This is a genomic window from Candidatus Electronema sp. JC, from assembly GCF_048287365.2.
Classification (GTDB): Bacteria; Desulfobacterota; Desulfobulbia; order Desulfobulbales; family Desulfobulbaceae; genus Electronema.
Map to the genome: position 1 here is coordinate 1 of NZ_JBLWEM020000042.1, position 16,267 is coordinate 16,267.

Below are 16,267 nucleotides of genomic sequence, written 5' to 3' on the forward strand. Positions count from 1 at the left end.
CAGCAGCAGCTCGTCCGCGTCAGCCGCCGCGCCGCGCACTTCTTCTTCAAAAACTTTGGATGTCAGCCGCAGGCCGTTGGCATCCTTGCCGCGTATGATTGCAGTCTTTTTTGCTTGTTCAGTCATAATATAAAATCCGTGTTATGGACAGAAAATGCCGGATGGCTGGTTTTATTCATTCATAATCTGAATGACGCGCTCATCCAAACAGGAACGAAGAAAAGCGTTCATCTGCCGCTGGTCGCCGCTGTCATAAAAAGCCAGCATGAGCTGATTGAATTCCAACTGCCGCTTGGCCGGAAGATTGATCGCCGGAAATCCGTTCTGCAAGAGCAGCCCGTTCATCATGAAACGGCCCATGCGCTTGTTGACATCATAGAAAACCTGGTGCCGCGCCATTGTCAGGAAAAGGAAAATCGCCTGATCGTAAATGTCAGGTTGCTTCTCCACGTCCTTTATCATCTGCGCAAACAGCTCCGGCAACTTGTCTGCTGAAGGCGGCATATACGCTGTTCCCGCAATCGTCACGCCGCCGGAACGAAACTTGCCCCATTCTAAAGCATCATCCTTGGCAGCCAGCGCATGAATGGCGCAGGCTATTTCCGCAGTGACGGCAAATTTATCTTCTTCAATCAACTGAAACAAAAGCCGCCACGCCTGATGCTGATTCAGCGCAACCTGCTGATCACTGACTTTATGACCGCCAACCGTGATGCCGTCGAGCAGGGTTTGTATCTCCGGAAGGGTGTAATTGATTCCCTCCAAGTTGACCGCATCGCAGATGAACTCCGGCAGCATCCGTTTGGCGAGCACGAGAGCCTTGGCTTTGTTGGGCTGCATGTGCCAGAGGGAGTCTTTCATGCCAACGGATCAACGATCTTTAACCCTTCTACCCAATCAAAATCCTTCGCGTTCCGTGTTGCCAAAGTTTGGCGGTGCTCAAGGGCGGTGGCGGCAATCAATGCATCACCTAACGACATCTTTCTCTGCTGCCGGACTGCGATTGCCGTGCTTACGATGACTTGAGTTACGGGCAACACAGTAATTGTGTCGAAAAAACGTTGCAAATAATATCTCTCATCATCTGACAGTTTGTGATACCCCAATGTTTCCAAACAGCTAATAATAGAGCAGCAACATTCATGACTGGAGATGAATGCTTGAAGCAGTTCCTGAAATTCAGGATGAAAAGAATAGATGATGATATTGCTGTCCAGCAGCATCAGCTTTCTCTCCCCGGCAGGGAGCGTTCCTTGCGTATTTCACGCTGCCATTCAGCCGGATTTTCAATATGAAAAAACAGATTCTTTTCTGAAGCCTCTTTCATCAATTGAGCCAAGGCAATTCCGTTAGGCTCTGCTCGTTTTAGCTTGCAATCGCTTTTAATTACTTTGCTTTTTAAAAATTGCACAAAATTAAATGTTTCTTCCTGCAGATCTGGAGGCAATGTTTCTATATCTTCAATTATTTTTTGAGCAATAGCATTCACAGTGGCACTCTTCGTCTGTTGCTGACTTCCTGCTTGATCTGCTGAAAATATTCGTCGATCAGCACACCTGAATCCCTCTGATTTGAGCAAAATCTTCCTCAAACTGAAGCAGCGTTTCGTATTCTCCAGCCCACTTCATACATTCCACTTCATCGCCCATATCCCCCGCTTGGAACGCTTGATAAAAATTCAATGTTTCTATTTTAAACAGTTCCTCGAAATGACGGAGACGACGTTTTGTTTTTTCAATGCCCATCTGAAGCAGACGGATTTCATGATCAAGCGCAGCCTGAATCAGTGGTTTGACATGTGATGCGCTTGGTGAATTAACTATGAGCTGAGTCATGATTATAAGCTATACTATTTATTTTCGCGGTATTTTACATAGTTAGCGTAAATAATTACTATCAAAAAATAGCCATTGTGACAATTCATTGATAGTTTTATTTTTGTCTAACTTGCTATAACTCACCTCACAATGTATATAAGCGTCTTTTTTGTATCGAGGAGGCTTCTGGATGCTGGATTGATATTCTTGCAGTGGGAGAAAATTATAATTAAGCACAATCGTGTCCTCTTTAATATTGAAAAGAATAACGACAACTCTGCCATTTGGATTTTCCAAAAGAGATTTATGCACATCCCAGTATTGAGTTACTGCTTCGATATGTCTGCTTTTCAATTGGATAAATCTAACAGATTGATCCACCTTCAATATCAAATCATACCCAAAAGAATCGGTATGAACACGCATTATTTCGAGCTTTTTATCATGTTTCGACAAGGAAAACATTAATTCAGACAAGAACTGATATTCAATCACTTGTTCTTGGTATTTTGAATCCTGAAGAATAATATTTTTCATTTCGATTCTGCTGTTGCAAAGGTTGTTTGTTCGTGCGCCACGTTGCCGCAGCGCACGTGCTGTTTCCCCCTAACAAATATACTTAATCCCCAGCCGCTGCGCCGCATCCGCGTCATCAATACCGAGCGCATCGGACATGCCGATGGGCAGGCTCTGCGAGCGGCCCAGCGGAGCCATGATCTTCTTCATCTCTATCCTTATGGACGAGAAGACATCAGCCACGCGCTGGGCGACATCATCCGGGTCAAGCCTGCGGTAGAGCTTGGGATTCTGACTGGTGATACCCTTGGGGCAAATGCCGGTGTTACAGACGTTGCAGCGGCCCATCTCGTTGCCAAGACAGCCTGCGCAGGCTTGCATGATGTACTTGCCGACATGCACACCGGACGCTCCGAGCATGATCAGGGCCATGCCGTTCTGGGTGACGTTGCCGTTTTTGCCCACACCGCCTGCGGCAAAGAGCGGAATCTCGTTCTGGCGGCCTTGGGCGACCAAATCCAGATAACATTCGCGCAGGTTGGAGGCAATCGGGTGGCCGGTCGCGTCCATGGACACGTTGTAGGCCGCGCCGGTGCCACCGTCTATACCGTCAATCAGCAGCGCACCCGCGTAGGGATTACGCACCAAATTGTTCAGCACGGACTTAGCCGAAGTGGAGCCGGAAATCTTCGGATAAACCGGCACCCGGAAGCCAAAGGCCATAGACATGGTCTGGATCATCTTCATGACGCTTTCTTCAATCGAATAGAGCGTCTGATGCACGGGCGGCGAAGGCAGGTCAACGCCTTCCGGCACGCCGCGCAGGCGGGCAATCAGCTTGCTGACCTTGAACCACATCAGCAGGCCGCCGTCGCCGGGCTTCGCGCCTTGGCCGTATTTGATTTCAATGGCCGCCGGGTCGCACTGCATCTCCGGGATGGCGCGGATGATCTCATCCCAGCCAAAATAACCGGAAGCGATTTGCAGGATGATGTACTTCAGGAACGGACTGCGCAGCACCCACGGCGGACAGCCGCCCTCGCCAGTGGCCATGACAACGGGAATGCCCAGCACCTCGTTGCAGTAGGCCACGCCTTGGAGCAAGCCCAGCCACATGTTCGGCGAAAGCGCGCCAAAGGACATCGAACCGATCACGAAGGGGAATATCTCGCGGGTCGGCGGAATCCATTCGCCTGCCTGCTGACGGCGGAGAAACTCCTCCGGCGGCAGAATGCGGCCCAAAATGGTGTTGATGTTGAACTCATGCCGCCCAGCATCAAGGGCCGGGTCAGTGAGCATGGAAATGCGGTCAAAGGCGATGCGGTCAAGAATGGTCTTGCCCGGCACATTGCGCCGTCCGCCGCGTTTCCACGCATCTCCCTTCTCATCCATGTGGAAGCGCGAGCGGTGCTCGTTGCTGTTCGGCACCGGGCCTATGGCCTCGTTCGGGCAAACAGAAGAGCACATGCCGCAGCCGATGCACATTTTGGCGATGTCCGTATTCTGGCGGATGCCGACAAAATGGCGGTAGTCGTTGCCGCGCTTCTTCTGGAGGATATCCAGCTTGGGCACGCGCTGCCTGCGGTAGGTCAGGTAAATCGCCTGCTTTGGACAGACCGCCGTGCATTGGCCGCAAAGGGTGCAGCGGTCTTCGCGGTGCTGGATAATCCAAGGCAGGTCGCTGTAGGTCAGGCTGCCTGGCTGAGTGTAAATTGATCGAACTGAGACCATATCTGAAGTTCCTTTCTGTCAGGGGGAATGATGACGGTGTGTTCGCGCATGGGCTGGAAGTCAAGGCTGGGGTCGCGGTCAGGAATCAGGGCTTCCACGCCGCACATCTCCGAGGCGATGGCCCATGCGCCGGGCCGTCCGCCGACTGTGGCTGGCCGCATCTTCTTCTGATCCATGACCAGCAGGCAGCTCTCGTCTGGCAGCGTGCCTATGACCGCGTTCGGCCCGTCAATGATCAGGCGGCGGCAGGCGGTGCGCAGGCCCTTGAGGAATTCGCCCTGCGGATGCCTGTTCAGCTCCTCGGTCTTCAGCGGGGTGATGACGTGCTTGTAGCAGGCCAGCGGCAGATTGAGCTTCTTGGTCACGTAATGAAGAATGTGGGCGAAGACTTCGGAGTCGGACTGATAGCCCATGTAGCCGGGAATCCGTTTGCCTTCGAGCCATTCTTTGATCGGGATGAAGGCGGTGTTCTCGCCATTGGTCATCGTGGCGATGCCCTGAATGAAGAAGGGATGGCAGGCGTAGAGATTGATGCCGTAGTTGGTGTTCTGCCGCCCCTGCGCCATGACCACCCGCGCCTTGATGCGGTTGTCGTTTAGACCCAGCGCGTCGCCGATGTCTAACGGCCAGCCTACTTCTTTGATCATGATCACGTCTGACCAGAAGGAGAACACAGTCAGATCGCCGCCGTGCTGCTCGCCGTCCTTGCGCAGAAAGAGCCGGGTCTGCATCAGCCGGTCTTCCAGCTCCGCCTCGCTGATCCCCTGCGGTTTTTTATAAACCCGGACGATGTACTGATAACGGTCTTTGGCCTCAATCAGGGCGGAGTTGACCTTGAACTGGTGGTCATACTCCTGCTCAAAGCCGCGCTCCTCCATGTGCTGGTGCAGCCGCCGGAAAGCGGCCTCGCTGTGGGCGATGCCGGACAGAATCAGGTGCTCTTCTTTTTTGTAATTGAAATCCGCAAAGCTGACCCCGCGCAGCAGCAGGCCAAGGCCGCTGCCGTCATATCCCTCCTGCATGGCTTCCATGCCGGTCAGAACCTCGTAGGGGGAAAAGGGTATGTCTGCGGTTTTCAGGGCTAATCGACACATAAATGACTCCCGGAAATTCGATGCTGGATGTGCATAAGGCCGGACGGTTCGTTTTCCGGCGGAAAAAGACTTGACAGTACAAAGAAAACTGCGAGCTGTCAAACAGAAAGCGCGGTCAGAGCGGCGGGAGGAGACGCAGGGGGAAAAACCAGACAAGGAAGGCGGCGACGCTGAAAAGACTGAGCAGATGCCGCCAGAGTGTTTTTTTTTCCTGCCGCCGGGACGGGGGCGGCGTGTCTGGCAGCAGCCGTCCTGCGGCGAAAAGGTCGATTTCCTCTGGCGGAGCAGCGGTTGGCGCAGGCGGCTCCGGCTGCCTTTTCTGCCGCTGCTCCCGTGGATCAAAGGCTGACAGAGCCGGAAAGCGCAGCTCCTCCAGCGCGGCCTCGATCTGCTTTCTGCTCCGCCCGTCGGCCTGCCCGGCGTTGTGCAGATCAGCGACCAGGCACATGGTCAGATCAGGGAACTGCCGGGAAAATTCGATCACGCTCCAGAGCTGGCTGGCACTGGGCGCTTTGCCGGAAAGGGTCTGTCCCGCGTCGGCGGCGGATTGTGTTTCATGACTGAGCATGGTGCCTCCTCCCTCCTTGCCGACCGTTCTGCCGCAGCCTTTTTCTCAGACTGGAATCATGTTCTGATCCTTTCGTCCGAGATCACTGCCAGCAGATCGTTTTCCGCGACACGGTAATCAGCGGCAGGGTTGGAGACAAATCCGCCGCCGCGCTGCATCACCCCGATCACGGTCGCGTTTCTGCTGGTCTTCATGGCGACCAGCACCTCAAGATATGTTTTTCCGGCCAGTTCTGCAGGCGCAGACATGGAATGCAGCTCATGGCCGCGCTGGCGGCTGAGAAGGTCGGCCACAATCCCGCTGATGCCATGATTCAGCGCCGCGCTGGCAAGCAGATGGCTGCTCAGCTCGCTGCTGACAATGATTTCATTGGCGTTGGCCCAGCGGCAGTGCTGCTCGTTGGCCTTGCTCATCAGCTCAACCACCGTGTACACATCGCGGTTGATGCTTTCGATGGTCAGGACAGTGAGCACTGTTTTTGCGTCGCGGGCCGCCGGGTCGGCCTGATCGTCGCCCAGCACAATGACCGTCTTGGCTTCGGGCAGATTGGCCTTGCGCAGCGCCTCCTCGTCCGCCGCTCCCCGGATGAAGAAGAGATTGGGATCGTCAACCGGCTTCTCCTCAATCTCAGCCACCAGCACCACCGGACTGTCCGCAGTCTGCGCGTCAGCCCGCAGCTCTTTCAAAATCGCTTTGGCCCGCTCGTTCCACGAGCAGATGATGACATGTCCGGTCGCGGATGACGGCAGCATTCCTTTGTTCTCCTTCATTTTCCTGCTGATCAGCAGCGCGGCGAAGCTGGCGCTGAGAGTGCCCAGCAGGCCGATGCCGCAGAACATGATGACAGCGGCGACAATGCGTCCGCCCTGGCTGTGCGGAGCAATGTCGCCATACCCCACTGTGGTCATGGTGACATTGCTCCACCAGATGCCGTCAGCAAAAGAAATGTCCGCTTCAAGCAGGCTGATCAAAATGCTTGAGCAGAGAACCAGCGCAAAAACAACAGCCAGCAGGTAGAGCAGGTTCTCCCGCAGGAGAAACAGATAAAGCTGCTTCAGCCGCCGCCTCATCGCCGGGCTTTCGCGGCTTGGGAAGAAGTCCCGCTTTTGCCAGCTGAAACGCTTTTCCTTGCCGGAGCTGATTTTTGTGGAGCTGCAACCTTTTGCCGCGCCGTTTTTATTTTTTTCCGGCTGCGGTCTCGGTCGTAGGGGCTGTCCACTTCATAGCTCCTGCCGTCAATCAGCAGGTCAAGATCGCCGTCCTCTTCAAAGCGGTACGTGAACGGAACCGGCGCGGCACCGCCGTGCCGGTTGAGAACATGCTTTCTATCCTGATAAACGACAAGCACCTGATCCGGCGAAAGGTATTTCGCCTCAAACGGCGGCGGCTCCGACGAGCAGCCGACCATGCAGCCTGCGGCGAGGAGCATGGCAATGACGTTCCGCCCGGCGGCGGTTCTGCCTGCTGTCATTATACGCTTTTTTTCCTGAGATGCAAGATGGCTTGTTTCTGGCGAAAAATGCCTTGCAGGCAAGCCTACCACGTTTTTGCGCTCCCGAAAACAGAAAAACCGCCCGCCGCCTACCTCCTCGGCCTGACGAATTCCCGCCAATGCCGCCTCGGCCCGTTGATGTGCCGGTAGAAGTCCAGCCCCAGCCGCCGGAGGATGATCGGCGGCCAGATGCCGGACTCCAGCATGGACGGATTTTTGCGCAGGCGGACAAAGTTGCGCCAGCGCTCCAGCAGCGGGAGCGGGCCGTCCGTGCGGAAGTCGGTGTATTCAAACACGCCGAAGTTTTCCAGATGATAGAGCCGCTCAAAGAATTCTATCTCCTTGCGGCGGGGCGTGAAGACCATGCGGGCATGGCGGCGGGCGAACCACTCGGCATCAGGCGGCTCGCAGCCGGTGCGGAGCAGAGCGCGGTTGAGCCGCGACGCTTCAGCAAAAACCTGCGCTTGAATCGGCGCGATTTTCGTCTTGAACAGGGCGCGCTCCTCCGGCATGTCCAAGGCGGCGATCAGCAGCTCGCCTTGGGCCAAGGGGATGCGCTGCCGGATTTCCCGGCGGTGACCTTCAGGCAGACAGGCAAATTCCTCGGCGGTGAAATAGCCGTCCGCGCTGCCGTGCGAGGCGCCGAGCAGCATCTCGAAAAGCGAGCGGTTGTTGTTGTAGACATTGAAAAAGGGCAGCTCCGGGCGGGTGTTGTCAAAAAGCAGGCCCAGTCTGCGATTGCTCTCCTCCTGCGGCGCGGCGTTGAGATGGCCGATGTAATAGCCCCGCACCGCTGTCTGGCCGCCGAGGATGTGGCGCAGGTTGTCCTGAATGGTGCCTTTCCAGCCGACATCAACTATGGTCAGACCGTCGCGCTGATACGGCACGCCAAAGGAGTCAAGATAGGCGAGAAAATTGCGCCGCTGGCTGCTCCGGCGGACTTCATAGAGCTGGCGGAAGCGGGCGCATTCCAGCAGCTGGCGAAAAACTGGCTGACTGGCGAGATCAGGCAGGCGGGTTTGGAAATCCACCCCGGCCTCGGCGCAGAGGGAGGCGGCCTCGCCTTCCTCAATGTTCAGACTGAGAAGAAAATCGCGGGGCGAGATGTCCCGGTACTGATAGAAAAGGCGGCGGAAGTCCTCCTCCTCCAAGGGCCTGAGCGAGGGAAGAAAAGTGGCTTTGCGCGAAACCATCAGATAATGGCTGCGGATGCTGCCGCCGCCAAACAGCTCCTCCTGCATCAGATCGAAGATCTTTTTCAAGAATTCTCCTTCCTTGGAAAGGAAGAAAACATCTTGGACCTGCCGCTGCTGCACGTCGCGCAGCAGCTTCCACGTGAAGAGCCAGAGGCTGGTTCCGATCTCCTTGAACAGGCCGGATTGCGCCGCCGCCTCGTTGAAGAGCTGCCGCACCCGCTTGGGCGCGGCAAGGTGTTCAGGCCGCCATTGCGCGTAGAATGCCTGCTGCTTAGGATGGCGGAGATGCAGGCAGCGCAGCCCTTTCTCCTGCGCCCGGAACAGATCTGAATGCGGGTTGTCGCCGATCATCAGCACCTGCTTGGCTGTCAGGCTGAAATCACGGCAGACCTTCCAGTACAGCCGCCCGGAACTTTTAGCCAGGCCGCAGTCGGCGGAAACATAGACGCACTCGAACTGCCCGGCAAGACCGAGCTTGTCCAGCATCTGCTCGAACCACCGGCCCGGCAGATAGAAATCCGAGACCAACGCGGTGCGGAAGCCCTGCTGCCGCAGCCAGTCCAGCACCTTGACGGCCTCGGCGCAGGACTGCTGCACCGCTGTTTCAACAGCGGTTTCCATCGCCATGACCAGCCGAGTGAATTCAGCTACGTTCCGCAGCGGCGCAACATTGCCGAGCAGCTCCCGCAGGCGCAGGCGGTAAACTGGAGCGAAGTCAGACAGATAAAACTCCAGCTCCTTGCCTGCGGCGGCGTTCTGCTCGGACAGCTCGCGCTCGATCTGCTGCCGGATGTGGTAGAGCTGCTCCGGCGGCAGCAGGTCATGGAGCAGGAAGCTGTGCAGGCGGGCGGCAAGCTGTTTGGTCTGCTCCGGCTCCACCTCGCGCACAGCCAAGGTGTCGAAATAATCAAAGCAGAACAGCAGCACGCCGTCCTCGGCCTGCTGTTTGAGAAAGCGGCAGATTTGACTGGGAGAGTCTTTGCCGATGATCCAGACCATGCTGCGGCCTGCTGCTGTCTGCTGCCATTTCATTGCTGTCTGCCGCTCCTGTTGCGACACTTTTTACCATAAAGTGCAGGGTGTGCTGCAATGACTCTGTCCGAAAAAGGCGGAAGGTCTCCGCTTTGGCGAAGCAATCGCTCACAGCCTCTTGAGCCGCAGGCGAAGCCGGTGCAGTTTGTCCTCAAAGGGGACGAGCAGGGGAAAAATGATGCCGCCCAGCCGGTGCGAGATCAGCAGCACGAGCAGGCCGCGCAGCCGCGCTCCGCCGCCGAGATTGCCCAGCGGGATCAGTTTGCCGCAGAGCAGAGTGCGGATGATCCGCCCAATTTCGCCTGCGCCCAGATCGTAGTTTTTGCCGGTGATGAATTGTTCTTTCATGAGACAGGTTCAGGTTTTCAGCCGCTCCCGGATCTGGCGGAAAAACAGCTCGGTACGCAGAAAGGGCCGCCAGCGCAGCATGAGAGTGGAGCAGTCCCAGAGCCGTCGCGGGCCGGGCGGCAGTTTTTTGGCCTGATGCTGACCGTGGAAGTCGTCCAAATGCTGCTGCTGGCGGATCGCCTCGATTTCGCTGGTTTTTGGGAAGGCGAGGCGGGTGAGCAGGAGATAGTTCAGCCAAGGCTTCAGCTCGGCGAAAGTGAAGCCGAGCAGGGCGGCGGCTGTGCCGTACTGCTTCGCGCCCGCAAGGATGCCTTCCTGCAAAGGCTGGAACTGCTCGCTGTGCGCCTGCTCGGCCTTTGCCGCAGCGTCGTCGCTGCGGCGGAAGACCAGCTCATAACCCGCCTCGTTGTCCGCTAAGCGGTAGGCGTTGAGGGTCGGATGCGGAGCGCGGCAGATTTCCTCAAACAAATCAAGGTTGGCGAGCAGGGCCGAGGCGGCGGCATCGAAGCGGTCGCGGTCATAGACTATGCCGCGCAGCTGATTGCGCAGCGTCTCCGGGTACGGAATGCCCCGGCTGGCTCCGAAGAGCAGGCCGCAGCAGCGGGGCGCATCCTTGCGGTGGGCGATGGCCCGATGCAGGAAACGCTGAATGGTGCCGAGCCAGCCGATATCCACGAGCGCAACGTCGGTCTGCTCGAAAAAGCCCTGCTCCTCCAGATAATACATCAGCGCCTGATTGGCCGGAAGCGTCTGCCGCCGCACCTCGGCCTGAAAGCCCTCTTCCTCCTCCAGCATTTCGTTGAAACGAAAGCGGTTCTCCATGAGGAAGCCTTCATGCGCCGGAGAAAGCACAGTTTCCTGCGTCAGATCATGCTTGGCCAAATAGGGCATGAATGGCTCCGCCTGCAAGCCGAAGACCCGGCAGACATCTCGAAAATCGCGGTTGCCCGCAGGCAAAAAGACGATGTCCGCGTGCTCGCGGTCCAATCCGGCATAAGCGCAGCTCGCCGGGGCCAAGGCCATGCGGCTGACGTAAAGATACGAAACCGTGGGCAGCTCGGCTCCGGCGAAGATGCGTGGCGCGACCTCGTTCCAGATCTGCTCGAAGAGCCAGCCTTCGCGGGAGAAAAAATAAATGCGCCTGATCTCCGAGCGCAGGCAGTGCTCGGCCACACCGTGAATGAAGCCCGCGAAGAGCGGGGCGAAGACATTGAAGCCCTGCACATAGAGCGGATGGCGGGGAATGTTCTCCGCCTCCAGCGGCAGCATGAGCTGCTGAAGGGCGCGGCCCCGGTAAAAAGGCTGGCTGAGGGAGTATTCGCAGTAGCGTTTGGCTAAGGACTTGCGCAGCTTTTCCCTGCCGTCGCGCAGCACAAGAGCCTGGATGCCGTGCTCCTGCGGGCGCAGGCCGTCGGATATGGGATTGTCGCCAACATGCAGCCAGCGGTCATAACTCAGGCAGAAGCGTTCCTTGAGCAGAGGGAAAGCGAGGCCGGAAGCCTTGGCCAAGAACGTGTCCGCCGAGGAAACCACTGCGTCAACATGTTCCAGCAGCCCGGCGTACGCGACCAGCCGCTCCAGATGACTGGCGGGCAGATAAATATCTGAGACGATCAGCAGCCGCTTGCCCTGCGCTTTCAATTCCTTCAGCCAAGCCGCCAGCTCGGCGCGGGGCACAAGAACGGCATTCTCCAAGGACAGCTCGTAGTCCGTCACCTCCTGAAGCAGCCTATCATCGCTCTGCGGGCCGAACACAGCCTCAATCACCCGGTCCATGTAGTCGGGATAATGTGCCTCCTGATCGGCAAAGCGCAGGCCGGTCTCCTGCCGCTGCTCTTTTTCAAAAGCATTGCGCAGCTTCATGATCTGCGGCCAGCTTGTGCTGATGCCCATGCAGGCGGCACGGTTGCTGATATATCGCGCCACCGCAGGCTTGACCATGTCCGGGTCATGGATGCGGCGGATCAGCAAGGTGTCAAAAAGGTCGAAGCTGACAGTGTCCGCTGCGGCGGCCAAGGCGCGGCCTTCACGCAGCAGCGCAGTGATGGAATAAAACTGCCTGATCGTCATTGGCTGGCTTTTGTTCAGCTCGTTGAAATACGGGCCAAGCGCACTGGTCGGCGCGGCTGATCGAGTGCGCAGGAGCTATGCAGCTGCATTCATCTTTTGCAGCGGGCGCAGGAAATCCGGTGAAAAATCTTTCCTGATCTTCATGAGATTTGACGCAGACAGCCGCCGCCGTTTATGACGGCGGCATCATTTCACTTCCCTGAAAATACTTCGCCCGCAGCTGCGCCGACACCGCCTTGGTCAGATCCAGCACCTTCTCGGCGCGGGCGCGGCTGAGTGAGCCGGTGCCGCAGCTTGGCGTGATGAGCATCTGCCGAAGCAGCGCGGGCAGATCGCGGCCCGGTTTGACCAACTGCGCCGCCTGCGCCTCCCAGAGCTGGGCGAGCGAGTCTGCGCTCTCCTTGTCGATGTCCGCCGCGTTGCCGGTCGGGATGCCGCCCCAGGCAAGGATGCCGCCCCGGTCGAGATAACGGTGCAGTTCAGCGCCCAAGGCCGCCAGCTTGTCAAAGAAGCTGTAGGCATCAAAGCTGAGGATGTCGATCTTGGACGTGAGCAGCAGCTCCCACTCGGTGTTGGCGCAGACGTGCAGCCCGGCCAGCGCACCTGCCGCGTGGATGGCCTCGGCGACCTCGTTGAGCATCTCCTGCACCGCCGCGTTGTCCACCGAGATGAAGGCCGACGATCCCAGCCCGGCCAGCGCAGGCTCGTCAATGAAGACAATCACCGGCAGCCCGCTGGCAGACAGGAAACTCGCCTGCCACGCAGCTTTCATGGCGATGCCCTTGACCACCATTTCCCGGACTGTCTCGTCGTAATAACCCGCCCGACCCAGCCTATCCTTGATGCCGGTGAGCATGGTGAACGGGCCGGTCACTTGGCCTTTCACGGCGGCTGGACGGCTCGCGGCCCGGTCAGCTTGCAGATGCTCGACAAACTGATACAGGCCCTCGGCACGCTCGCGGCTGACCCGGAAGCGCGAGGCGGCCAGCGTGTCCGGCTGCTCCTGCACGGCCATGTAATCCTCGTAGAAGGCTAACTGCTGCGCCTCGAAGTCCGGGCCGCTGGTGTCGAAGAGGATGCGGCCTTCCGGCGAAGTCAGGTGCTCCTCGTGAATGCAGGGAATGCCCTCGGCAAACTGAGGCATCATCTGCTCAAGGGGATTGCCGGGCAGCTGCGGCCAGAGAGGAATCTCAGGCGTGGCGGCGAATATCCAATCAAGTGCCTGCTGGTGGTCATCAAGCGGCAGCGAGCCGATGAGCACGGGCAGGCCGGAGGGGGTGAATGTTGTTGAGGTAATCATTATATTGTTATTGCTTCTTGATAAATTAAGGATATTGAGTATTCAACACTGTAATAATTATCATCTTTAGCAATGGATCGATAAATCTTTCGCCAAACAAATCAAATGCAACGGCTTTTGTTAAATTGTCTCCATATGTCAACCTGTCTTCGGTTTCCGTCATAGAGTATATAATTTCTTGATATTTAATTAATTTATCTCTTTGTATATCATATGTTTGCTCAAGAAATGATTGCCTTTCATTTTTATCTAATAGGCATGGTTCTTTTTCGCAATAATGATCTAAAAGAAAAGAAGATTTTGCCGCAAAAACTTGATCAATAGTATTCTTGACCTTATCTGGTAACTTTATAACATTTCCTTTTTTTGTAGCCTTATTAACATTTTTCGTAAAATACCATGACGAAAACAAAGCACTTATCGTTGTGTGTATTTTTATATTATTAGACTCTTTATTATTTTCTTCAATTTGACTTTGAACAAAATCAACCATATAGTTATCAAGAAACTCCAATACAAATACAACTGAATCCTCAATTGATTCATCTTCTTTTTCAACATCCTTTTTTTGGAAAAATCTCTTTACGAATTTCATGTCCGTCCTTTTGGAAAACTATTGACATTTACCTGTCCTCGTCAGCAGCGCGACCGTCTCTATATGATGCGTCTGCGGAAACATGTCCACAGGAATCAGACAGCGCAACGTATAGCCGCTGCCGCAGAGGCTGCGGAGATCGCGGGCCAGCGTGGCAGGGTCACAAGAGATATAAATAATCTTCTCTGCTTGCAGCTCTGGCAGCAGCGCGGCTGCCGGGCCGATTCCTGCTCGCGGCGGATCAAGCAGGATGATGTCCGTCTGCTGCTGTTTCTTGACCAGCCGCCGCAGACTTTCAGACACATCGGCGACAGAGAAGCGGACCGCGACTCCGGCATCCTCGGCGTTGCGCTGCGCCCAGCGGACGCTCTCCGGGCTGCCTTCAATGCCTGTCACCGTCGCGCCCGCCAAGGCCAAGGGCACGGAAAAATTGCCCATGCCGCAGTACAAATCCAGCACGCTTCTGCCGCGCACATCCCCGGCCAGCTCCAAGGCCAGCGCGATCAGCCGGGCATTCTGCCCCGGATTGACCTGCGAAAAGCAGCCGCCTGACCATGAAAGAACGCAGCTTTTTCCCAGTTTGGGCAGGACGATTTCCTGCGCCAGCGGCGCGGCCTTGTCGCGGGAATAAAGCGGCTGAAAGACCTTGCCTACATTACTGCCGATGTGGGCGATGTTGGCGCAGGCAGCAATCTGCCGCAGGCGTTCCTCAGCAAGCCGCTGCTTCTCCCGAAGCGGCAGCACCAGCGTGATCTGCCCGTCCGCAGGCGATTGCAGCAGCTCCGCCTCGTCCGCCAACCCGCGCAGGCAGCGGCTGGCCGCCAATTCTGCCACGGCAGCATTGATGCCCGCCGCCGCTGTCAGGCAGCAGTTGACCGCGACAAACTCGTTGCTTCGTTTCCTGAAAAAGCCGAGCTGGCCGTCCGGGCTGATCTTCAGCCGCAAGCGGTGGCGGTATCCCCACTGCTGCGGCGAAGGCAGCACCTCTTCCACGCCACCCGCAGGCAGGGGCACATGCGCCCGCTGCATCGTTTCGGTGACAATGGCCTGTTTGATCCGCAGCTGCTCGGCGTAGCTGCCGTGCTGCAAATCGCAGCCGCCGCAGTCGCCGTACAGCGGGCAGGGCGGCGGCACCCGCTCCGCCGACGGCTCCAGCAGCTGCCCCAGCTCCGCCTCAATGTGGCCGGACTTCCGCCTGACTTCGCGCAGCTCGGTCAACTCGCCGGGCAGCGTGAAGCCGGACAGGATCACCTGTCCGGCTGCTGTGCGGGCCAAGCCGCTGCCGCCCGCGATGATTTTTTCGATGCGGACGCGGTGCGTCTCAGGCTGCATTACGCTGTTCAATCGAGCAGATGCAGCTCGACCCGCCGGTTTTTCGCCCGGCCTTCTTCCGTGCCGTTGTCAGCCACCGGATTGTCGGAGCCGTAGCCTTTGCTGACCATCAGCTCCTTTTTGATGCCTTGGCGGACAAGGAAATTGCGCACCGCCTCAGCCCGCCGCTCAGAGACGATCCGGTTCCGCTCCGGGTTGCCGGAACTGTCCGTGTAACCCGCGATCTCAAATTTCTGATTTGGCGCGGCCTCTTTGAGCAATGCGGCGGCAGCAGCCAGGCTTTGCTGCGCATCTTCGGTCAGATTCGCTGTGCCAAGGGAAAAATTCACGCCAGACAGAACGATGGATTTGCTCGTCTCCGGGCAGCCCATTTTGTTGACCGCCGTGCCAGCCGGAGTGTCTGGGCAGAGGTCGTCCGCATCGGCAATGCCGTCGCCGTCGCTGTCCGCTGTCTGCTGCGCCGGGGCCTGCTGCTCCTGAGCAGATGTTTCAGCTTTCTCCTGCCGGGCCTGATTTTGCTCCTGCGCGACCTGCTCCGTCTTGCTTCCGAGAGCCTCCAGTTCGGCTTGCAGCGCGCCGATCTTCGCTTCCAATTCAGCGGTTTTCACCTTGCCTGCTTCTATTTCCGCCGCCTGAGCCTGCGCCTGAGCCAGTGCTGCCTCCTTTTCCTCCACGCTTTTCCTCAGCGCGGCGACTTCCGCTTCCAGCGCGGCCAGCTTGCCGGTTTCCTCCTGCGTCTGCTGCTGGGCATTCTGGGCTGCGGCCAATATTTCCTGCGCCGCCTTCAGTTCGGTCTCCAAAGCAGCGGCCTTGTCCTGCGCGGCCTTGAGCTGTTCCGCTCCGGCTTTCAGTTCAGCTAACTGCGCCTCCAGTCCGGCAGACTTTTCCTTGAGCTGGGCCAGCTCCGCCGCCTGCGCCTGAGCCTGCGCGAGAGCTGCCTCCTTCTCCTCCACGCTCTTCCTCAGCGCGGCGACTTCCGCTTCGAGCGCGGCCAGCTTGCCGGTTTCCTCCTGCGTCTGCTGCTGGGCATTCTGGGCTGCGGTCAATTTTTCCTGCGCCGCCTTCAGTTCGGCCTCCAAAGCGGCGGCCTTGTCCTGCGCGGCCTTGAGCTGTTCCGCTCCGGCCTGCAAGTCAGCTATCTGCGCCTCCAGTCCGGCAGACTTCTCCTTGAGCTGG

17 protein-coding genes are annotated in these 16,267 nt (G+C 57.4%); all 17 read right to left on the reverse strand.

The features are described from left to right. Window positions 1-171: 171 nt before the first annotated feature. A complete protein-coding gene (locus ACNKH3_RS07075; protein ID WP_420208733.1) occupies window positions 172-861 on the reverse strand; it encodes a Fic family protein in 690 nt (229 codons plus the stop codon). Further along, on the reverse strand, window positions 858-1,223 hold the full coding sequence (locus tag ACNKH3_RS07080) for a type II toxin-antitoxin system VapC family toxin (protein ID WP_420208734.1): 366 nt from the start codon (window positions 1,221-1,223) through the stop codon (window positions 858-860). The genes ACNKH3_RS07075 and ACNKH3_RS07080 overlap by 4 nt, the downstream gene beginning before the upstream one ends. Next, entirely contained in the window at window positions 1,223-1,579 is a 357-nt protein-coding gene (locus tag ACNKH3_RS07085; protein WP_420208735.1) for a hypothetical protein, read from the reverse strand. The genes ACNKH3_RS07080 and ACNKH3_RS07085 overlap by 1 nt, the downstream gene beginning before the upstream one ends. Beyond that, window positions 1,548-1,835, reverse strand: coding sequence for a hypothetical protein (locus ACNKH3_RS07090; RefSeq protein WP_420208736.1), 288 nt, complete (start codon window positions 1,833-1,835; stop codon window positions 1,548-1,550). The genes ACNKH3_RS07085 and ACNKH3_RS07090 overlap by 32 nt, the downstream gene beginning before the upstream one ends. A gap of 42 nt (window positions 1,836-1,877) precedes the next feature. Then, a complete protein-coding gene (locus ACNKH3_RS07095) occupies window positions 1,878-2,354 on the reverse strand; it encodes a hypothetical protein (RefSeq protein ID WP_420208737.1) in 477 nt (158 codons plus the stop codon). Window positions 2,355-2,423: 69 nt separating this feature from the next. Next, the gene (locus tag ACNKH3_RS07100; RefSeq protein ID WP_420208738.1) at window positions 2,424-4,064 is read right to left on the reverse strand and encodes a glutamate synthase-related protein; all 1,641 of its coding nucleotides are present in this window, start codon (window positions 4,062-4,064) and stop codon (window positions 2,424-2,426) included. Further along, window positions 4,022-5,158, reverse strand: coding sequence for a glutamate synthase (locus ACNKH3_RS07105; protein WP_420208739.1), 1,137 nt, complete (start codon window positions 5,156-5,158; stop codon window positions 4,022-4,024). The genes ACNKH3_RS07100 and ACNKH3_RS07105 overlap by 43 nt, the downstream gene beginning before the upstream one ends. 115 nt (window positions 5,159-5,273) lie before the next feature. Next, window positions 5,274-5,726, reverse strand: coding sequence for a hypothetical protein (locus tag ACNKH3_RS07110; protein ID WP_417916712.1), 453 nt, complete (start codon window positions 5,724-5,726; stop codon window positions 5,274-5,276). A gap of 56 nt (window positions 5,727-5,782) precedes the next feature. Beyond that, complete coding sequence (locus ACNKH3_RS07115; protein WP_417916711.1) at window positions 5,783-6,796, reverse strand: potassium channel family protein; 1,014 nt, start codon at window positions 6,794-6,796, stop codon at window positions 5,783-5,785. Continuing rightward, entirely contained in the window at window positions 6,793-7,197 is a 405-nt protein-coding gene (locus ACNKH3_RS07120) for a hypothetical protein (protein ID WP_417916710.1), read from the reverse strand. The genes ACNKH3_RS07115 and ACNKH3_RS07120 overlap by 4 nt, the downstream gene beginning before the upstream one ends. A gap of 110 nt (window positions 7,198-7,307) precedes the next feature. Further along, window positions 7,308-9,446, reverse strand: coding sequence for an HAD family hydrolase (locus ACNKH3_RS07125; RefSeq protein WP_420208740.1), 2,139 nt, complete (start codon window positions 9,444-9,446; stop codon window positions 7,308-7,310). Between the two features lie 108 nt (window positions 9,447-9,554). Then, complete coding sequence (locus ACNKH3_RS07130) at window positions 9,555-9,794, reverse strand: hypothetical protein (RefSeq protein ID WP_420208741.1); 240 nt, start codon at window positions 9,792-9,794, stop codon at window positions 9,555-9,557. Between the two features lie 9 nt (window positions 9,795-9,803). Then, complete coding sequence (locus ACNKH3_RS07135; RefSeq protein ID WP_417915774.1) at window positions 9,804-11,864, reverse strand: HAD family hydrolase; 2,061 nt, start codon at window positions 11,862-11,864, stop codon at window positions 9,804-9,806. Between the two features lie 172 nt (window positions 11,865-12,036). Continuing rightward, on the reverse strand, window positions 12,037-13,164 hold the full coding sequence (locus ACNKH3_RS07140) for a hypothetical protein (protein ID WP_417915775.1): 1,128 nt from the start codon (window positions 13,162-13,164) through the stop codon (window positions 12,037-12,039). A 25-nt stretch (window positions 13,165-13,189) separates the two neighbouring features. After that, window positions 13,190-13,759 (reverse strand): hypothetical protein, encoded by a 570-nt coding sequence (locus tag ACNKH3_RS07145; RefSeq protein ID WP_417915776.1) that lies wholly within the window; start codon window positions 13,757-13,759, stop codon window positions 13,190-13,192. A gap of 18 nt (window positions 13,760-13,777) precedes the next feature. Further along, window positions 13,778-15,103, reverse strand: coding sequence for a 23S rRNA (uracil(1939)-C(5))-methyltransferase RlmD (rlmD, locus tag ACNKH3_RS07150; RefSeq protein ID WP_417915777.1), 1,326 nt, complete (start codon window positions 15,101-15,103; stop codon window positions 13,778-13,780). Next, the coding region (locus ACNKH3_RS07155) for an OmpA family protein (protein WP_417915778.1) at window positions 15,100-16,267 on the reverse strand (1,168 nt) is incomplete at its 5' end. The genes ACNKH3_RS07155 and rlmD, both read right to left, overlap by 4 nt.

Bases quoted from the DNA above. Each gene is read 5' to 3' on its own strand.
- ACNKH3_RS07130 (WP_420208741.1), bottom strand. From the start codon at position 9,794: ATGAAAGAACAATTCATCACCGGCAAAAACTACGATCTGGGCGCAGGC.
- ACNKH3_RS07125 (WP_420208740.1), bottom strand. From the start codon at position 9,446: ATGAAATGGCAGCAGACAGCAGCAGGCCGCAGCATGGTCTGGATCATC.
- ACNKH3_RS07110 (WP_417916712.1), bottom strand. From the start codon at position 5,726: ATGCTCAGTCATGAAACACAATCCGCCGCCGACGCGGGACAGACCCTT.
- ACNKH3_RS07145 (WP_417915776.1), bottom strand. From the start codon at position 13,759: ATGAAATTCGTAAAGAGATTTTTCCAAAAAAAGGATGTTGAAAAAGAA.
- ACNKH3_RS07075 (WP_420208733.1), bottom strand. From the start codon at position 861: ATGAAAGACTCCCTCTGGCACATGCAGCCCAACAAAGCCAAGGCTCTC.
- ACNKH3_RS07080 (WP_420208734.1), bottom strand. From the start codon at position 1,223: ATGCTGCTGGACAGCAATATCATCATCTATTCTTTTCATCCTGAATTT.
- ACNKH3_RS07135 (WP_417915774.1), bottom strand. From the start codon at position 11,864: ATGACGATCAGGCAGTTTTATTCCATCACTGCGCTGCTGCGTGAAGGC.
- ACNKH3_RS07105 (WP_420208739.1), bottom strand. From the start codon at position 5,158: ATGTGTCGATTAGCCCTGAAAACCGCAGACATACCCTTTTCCCCCTAC.
- ACNKH3_RS07120 (WP_417916710.1), bottom strand. From the start codon at position 7,197: ATGACAGCAGGCAGAACCGCCGCCGGGCGGAACGTCATTGCCATGCTC.
- ACNKH3_RS07095 (WP_420208737.1), bottom strand. From the start codon at position 2,354: ATGAAAAATATTATTCTTCAGGATTCAAAATACCAAGAACAAGTGATT.
- ACNKH3_RS07090 (WP_420208736.1), bottom strand. From the start codon at position 1,835: ATGACTCAGCTCATAGTTAATTCACCAAGCGCATCACATGTCAAACCA.
- ACNKH3_RS07140 (WP_417915775.1), bottom strand. From the start codon at position 13,164: ATGATTACCTCAACAACATTCACCCCCTCCGGCCTGCCCGTGCTCATC.
- ACNKH3_RS07100 (WP_420208738.1), bottom strand. From the start codon at position 4,064: ATGGTCTCAGTTCGATCAATTTACACTCAGCCAGGCAGCCTGACCTAC.
- ACNKH3_RS07115 (WP_417916711.1), bottom strand. From the start codon at position 6,796: ATGAGGCGGCGGCTGAAGCAGCTTTATCTGTTTCTCCTGCGGGAGAAC.